The organism is Roseateles sp. (genome assembly GCF_036486225.1).
GTDB lineage: Bacteria > Pseudomonadota > Gammaproteobacteria > Burkholderiales > Burkholderiaceae_C > Roseateles.
Genome location: NZ_DASVNZ010000048.1, coordinates 1 through 5,264 on the forward strand (window position 1 = coordinate 1; position 5,264 = coordinate 5,264).

At 70.3% G+C, this 5,264-nt stretch carries 6 protein-coding genes and 1 pseudogene; all 7 read left to right on the top strand.

What is annotated here, in order from left to right:
- Positions 1 to 273: pseudogene (locus VF536_RS03935) on the top strand (hypothetical protein); the annotation flags it as partial.
- A 12-nt stretch (positions 274 to 285) separates the two neighbouring features.
- Complete coding sequence (locus VF536_RS03940) at positions 286 to 2,667, top strand: secretin N-terminal domain-containing protein (RefSeq protein ID WP_331613482.1); 2,382 nt, start codon at positions 286 to 288, stop codon at positions 2,665 to 2,667.
- Between the two features lie 2 nt (positions 2,668 to 2,669).
- Positions 2,670 to 3,203, top strand: coding sequence for a type II secretion system protein (locus VF536_RS03945; protein ID WP_331613483.1), 534 nt, complete (start codon positions 2,670 to 2,672; stop codon positions 3,201 to 3,203).
- A gap of 4 nt (positions 3,204 to 3,207) precedes the next feature.
- A complete protein-coding gene (locus tag VF536_RS03950; RefSeq protein WP_331613484.1) occupies positions 3,208 to 3,597 on the top strand; it encodes a type II secretion system protein in 390 nt (129 codons plus the stop codon).
- A 46-nt stretch (positions 3,598 to 3,643) separates the two neighbouring features.
- Positions 3,644 to 4,105: a type II secretion system protein gene (locus tag VF536_RS03955; protein ID WP_331613485.1), complete on the top strand. Its 462-nt coding sequence runs from the start codon at positions 3,644 to 3,646 to the stop codon at positions 4,103 to 4,105.
- A gap of 14 nt (positions 4,106 to 4,119) precedes the next feature.
- On the top strand, positions 4,120 to 4,578 hold the full coding sequence (gene gspG / locus VF536_RS03960) for a type II secretion system major pseudopilin GspG (RefSeq protein WP_331613486.1): 459 nt from the start codon (positions 4,120 to 4,122) through the stop codon (positions 4,576 to 4,578).
- A 14-nt stretch (positions 4,579 to 4,592) separates the two neighbouring features.
- The coding region (locus tag VF536_RS03965) for a type II secretion system F family protein (protein WP_331613487.1) at positions 4,593 to 5,264 on the top strand (672 nt) is incomplete at its 3' end.

The window sequence follows — 5,264 nt, forward strand, 5'->3', positions numbered from 1 at the left end:
CCGGCGCCTCCGTCGCCGGCCCCTCCACCGCCGCCGCCCCCACCGCAGGCGCCGGCGCTGAACTACCGCTACCTCGGCCAGTTCATCGACCCCCAGGGCCAGCGCAAGGTCTATCTCGCGCGGTCCGACAAGGACGTGCTCGTCGAGACCGGTACCCGCCTCGACGAAGGCTTCCGTGTCGAAGCCATCACCGACGACGAGATCCGTCTCGTCTACGAGCCCCTCCAGCAGCGCACCGTGATCCGCATTCCGGCGGCATCCCCGTCACCCTGATCCGCTCGCCCGATGCTTCAACGATCCGTCCGCTTCGTCCGCCTCGTTCGCTTCGCGCGTTCCGATGCCCCCCGGCGCCCGACCTCGACGACCGTCTGCACCGCCGGCGCTCTCGCCGCGCTGCTGCTCGTGGCCGGCTGCGCCGAGAACCGCATCCGCGACGAGTCGCGCCGCGCCATGGCCGGCGGCCAGTACCGCGAGGCGATGAACACGCTCGAGAACGGCCTGCGGGACTACCCCGAGAGCACCGCCCTGCGCACCACGCTGCTGCAGGCGCGCGCCGAATCGCAGATGCGGCTGATCTCGCAGGCGCTCACGCAGCGCGCTGCCGGCCAGTTCGACGAAGCCACCGCCACGCTGCGCCAGGCGCTCGACCTCGACCCGACCAACGCCCGTGTGCAGGCGCTGCTCTCGGACATGGAGCTCGAACGCAAGGGCGCCGCGGACCTCGCCGCCGCGCAGAAGTGGATCGAGGCGAAACAGCCCGATCGCGCGCTGCGCGTGCTGGAGCAGGCGCTCAAGGACAACCCCCGCCATGGCGGGCTGCAGGACCTGCAGCGCCGGCTGCTCAACGACCAGCGCAGCGCGCAGGTCCAGGCGCTCAACGGAGCGCTGACTGAGTCCCGGCCCATCTCGCTCGACTTCCGCGACGCCAGCCTGCGCACCGTGCTCGACGTCGTCACCCGCCACAGCGGCATCAACTTCGTGCTCGACCGCGACGTGCGCTCCGACGTGCGCGTCACCGTGCTGCTGCGCCAGGCCAAGGTCGAGGACGCGCTGGACCTGATCACCGCCAGCAACCAGCTGGCCAAGAAGGTCATCGACTCGCGCACCATCGTCATCTACCCCAACACCGCCGAGAAGCACCGCGAATACCAGGAACAGCTGGTGCGCGTGTTCAACCTCGCCAACAGCGATCCCAAGGGCGCCGCCGCCTTCCTCAAGGCGATGCTCAAGATCCGTGAGCCCTTCGTCGACGAACGCTCCAACCTGCTGGCGCTGCGCGACTCGCCCGAGAACATCCAGCTCGCCGAACGCCTGATCGCCGTCTTCGACAGCGCCGAACCCGAAGTGCTGTTGGAGGTCGAAGTGCTGGAGGTCAACGCCACGCGCCTCACCGAGCTCGGCGTCAAGCTGCCCACGTCCTTCTCGCTGACGCCGCTGCCGACGGGGAACTCCGACCAGCTGACGCTCGCCGACTTCGAGCACCTCGGCCGCAACCGCATCGGCGTGGGCCTCAACCCGGGCAACATCCTCGTCAACCTGCGCCGCGAAGTCGGCGACAGCTCCACGCTGGCCAATCCGAAACTGCGCGTGCGCAACCGGGAGAAGGCCAAGATCATGATCGGCGACAAGATCCCCGTCGTGTCCACGACCACCGGCACCGGCGGCTTCGTCTCCGAGAGCATCAGCTACCTCGACGTCGGCCTCAAGCTCGACGTCGAGCCCACCGTCTTCGCCGACGACGAGGTCGCCATCAAGGTCGCGCTGGAGGTCAGCTCGCTCGGGACCTCGATCAAGACCTCGGCCGGCTCGATCGCGTACCAGATCGGCACCCGCAACGCGACGACGCTGCTGCGCCTGCGCGACGGCGAAACGCAGTTGCTCGCCGGCCTGATCAGCCGCGACGAGCGCGCGACCTCCAGCCGCGTGCCCGGCCTCGGCGACCTGCCGGTGCTCGGCCGGCTGTTCTCCAGCCAGCTCGACGACGGCAAGCGCTCGGAGCTGTTGCTCGCCATCACGCCGCGCGTGCTGCGCAACGTCAAGCGTCTGAACGCGAGCGAGTCCGAGATGTGGGTCGGCACCGAAGCCTCGCCCAAGCTGCGCCAGGTCGGCGGCCTGCAGTTCAACACGCCGCAGGCCGACGCGAAGCCCGCCGCGCCTGGAACGCCCGCCGCACCCGGAGCGCCCGCAGCGATCGCTGCGATCGCTGCGACCGCTGCGACCGCTGCGCCCGGCGCGCCCAGCGCTGCGGATCCGTCGATGCGCAAGACACCGGTGCTGTCGCTCGCCGCGCCGACGCAGGCCAAGGTGGGTGAGACGGTCGAGGTCCGGCTGGACCTGCGCGACGCCAACCTGCGCGGCCTCATGACCGAGCTGCAATACAGCGCCGACAAGCTGACGCTGGTCGACGCCGACGAGGACGACTACTTCCGCAAGGGCGGCGCCGTCACCAGCTTCAGCAAGCGCGTCGAGCCCGGCCGCGTCAGCCTCAGCGTCCTTCGCAACCAGGCGACCGCGGCGGAGGGCGCGGGCAGTGTCTTCAAGCTGCGATTCAAGACCACCGCCGCTGGGCGCGGCGAGGTGCGCGTGGGCACCGCGCAGCCGGTCTCGCTCGAGCCCAACGGCGAGCGGCCCACGCTGCCGGCGCCCGTCGTGATCGAGGTGAAGTGACGATGACGCCGAATCGCGCGCCTGCTGCCGCCCGCCGTTCCGGCGGTGTGGGCGCGCGCGCGCGCCGGCGGATCCGCGGCTTCACGCTGATCGAGCTGCTCGTGTGCCTGGGCATCCTCGGCTTCCTCGCCTCCCTGGCGCTGCCGATGGCGGAGATGACGGCACAGCGCGAGAAGGAGCGCGAACTCAAGCGCGCGCTCTGGGAGATCCGCGACGCGCTCGACGCCTATCGCGCCGCGCGCGAGTCCGGCGCGGTCCTCGGTCCGAGCGACCGGCCGCCGTATCCCGAATCGCTGCAGAGCCTGACCCGCGAGGTCGCCGACGCGCGCGCCGAGCACCAGGGCCAGACGATCCGCTTCCTGCGCCGCGTGCCGCGCGATCCGTTCGCGGAGCCCGGCGTGACGGCCGAGCAGAGCTGGGGCCTGCGCGGCTACCAGTCGGACGCCGACAACCCGCAGCCCGGCGCAGAGGTCTACGACGTGTACTCGAAGTCCACGGCGAACGGGCTCAACGGCGTGCCGTTGAAGCAATGGTGAGGACATGGTGAGGCGAGAGAAAGCCCGCGGCTTCACCGTCATCGAACTGCTGGTGGTACTGGCCGCACTGGCGCTGCTGCTCAGCGTGGCCGCGCCGCGCTACGTGCAGCACGTCGACCGCGCGCGCGACACCGCACTGCGCCACAACCTGCATGCGATGCGCGACGCGATCGACAAGTTCTACAGCGACCAGGGCCGGTATCCGAAGGAACTGCCCGAGCTGGTCGAGCGCCGTTATCTGCGCGCGATCCCGGTCGACCCGGTGACGAGCCGCGCCGACACCTGGGTCGCCGTGCCGCCGCGGACGGGCAACGCCGACGGCGAAGGCGTCTTCGACGTGCGCAGCGGTGCGCGCGAGATCGCGTCCGACGGGAGCAGCTATGCCTCGTGGTGATCGCTTGTCGACGCAGCGCCTGGCACGTCTTTCGACACGCCCGTCGATGCGTTCGCGTGTGCACGGCTACGGCCTGGTCGCGGTGCTGGTGCTGGTGGCCTTGACCTCTGCCGCGCTGTCGGTCGCCGCGCAGTCCTGGGCCGACGCGGCCCGGCGCGAGAAGGAGCAGCAGCTGCTGCGCATCGGCACGCTCTACGTGCAGGCGCTGGAGCGCTACCGGCGCAGCTCGCCGGGCACCGACAAGCGACTCCCGCAGGAACTGGAAGAGCTGCTGATGGATTCGCGCTTCGTCGGCACCGTGCGGCACATGCGCCGCCTCTATCCGGATCCGGTTGGCGCCACCGGCCGCTGGGGCGTCGTGCGCGGCGAGGACGGCCGCATCCTCGGCGTGCGCAGCCTCAGCGAGGACGCGCCTCTGATCATGGGCGCCGTGCGCCGTCCCGGGCTGCTGCTGCAGCCGGCCCAGCGTTATTCGGATTGGAAGTTCGTCGTGGACTCCGAGCAATGAGAGACCAGAGCAACATGCATCACACCGCCCGCCGTTCGCACCTTCTCAATCGATCCCGTCCTTCCCGTGGTTCACGCGGCTTCACGCTGCTGGAGCTCCTGGTGGTGATCCTCATCATCGGCCTGCTGACCGGCATCGTCGGACCGCGCTTCCTGGCGCAGATCTCCCGTTCCGAGGTCACCACGGCCAAGGCGCAGATCGACGCGATCGACAAGGCGCTGCAGGCCTACCGCATCGACATGGGCCGTTTCCCCGACACGGCCGAAGGCCTGGCCGCGCTGGTGCGCAGCGACGCCAACGACCCGCGCTGGCGCGGTCCCTACCTGAAGGGCGAGCTGCCCAACGATCCGTGGGGCATGCCCTACCAGTACCGCATTCCGTCGCAGCAGCCGGGCAAGGACTACGAGCTGTTCAGCTTCGGCCGCGACCGGGTGGCCGGCGGCACCGGCGACGACGCCGACGTGCAGCTCTGAGATGACACGCTGACATGAAGCTGCGCGTCCGCCTGCTCGATCCCGTGCACCTGTCCATCAGCGAGGAGCTGATGGAGGTCGCGTCGCGCGAGTCGCTCGGCGCGCAGCTGCCCGACGGCCGCAAGGTGCTCGCCGCCGAGCCCGTGCGCGAGCCCGCCACCATGCGCATCTCCGGCGGCGTGGGGACCGCCGGCGCGCGGGCCAGCGCGCTGGACATCGCCTGGTGGTGCCAGGAGTTGCGCACGCTGCTGGTCGCCGGCATGACGGTCGTCGAGGCGATCGAGACGCTGCAGGCGCAGTCCGGTGCCGACGGCGCGCGCGCCGAGCTCCAGGCCGCGTTGCTGGCGCAGCTGCATCAGGGCAAGGCGCTGTCTGTGGCGATGGAGGCGCTGGACCGCTTCCCGATGGTGCTGGTGGCCAGCGTGCGCGCCAGCGAGCGCAGCAGTTCGCTGGCCGAGGCGCTGTCCGAGTTCCTGCGTTATCACGAGATGGTGGAGACCCTGCGCAAGAAGGTCGTCAGCGCCGCCATCTATCCGAGCCTGGTGCTCGGCCTGGGCCTGCTGGTGAGCGGCTTCCTGATCGTCGTGGTGCTGCCGCGTTTTGCGTCGATGTACGCGGACCTGCGCGGCGAAATGAGCTGGTCCACCCATCTGCTGACGCTGGCCAGCACCTTCGTTCGGGAGCAC

What these genes read in the sequence shown, in the direction of transcription:
- VF536_RS03955 (WP_331613485.1), top strand. Translation starts at nt 3,644, where the DNA reads ATGCGTTCGCGTGTGCACGGCTACGGCCTGGTCGCGGTGCTGGTGCTG.
- VF536_RS03945 (WP_331613483.1), top strand. Translation starts at nt 2,670, where the DNA reads ATGACGCCGAATCGCGCGCCTGCTGCCGCCCGCCGTTCCGGCGGTGTG.
- VF536_RS03950 (WP_331613484.1), top strand. Translation starts at nt 3,208, where the DNA reads ATGGTGAGGCGAGAGAAAGCCCGCGGCTTCACCGTCATCGAACTGCTG.
- VF536_RS03940 (WP_331613482.1), top strand. Translation starts at nt 286, where the DNA reads ATGCTTCAACGATCCGTCCGCTTCGTCCGCCTCGTTCGCTTCGCGCGT.
- gspG (WP_331613486.1), top strand. Translation starts at nt 4,120, where the DNA reads ATGCATCACACCGCCCGCCGTTCGCACCTTCTCAATCGATCCCGTCCT.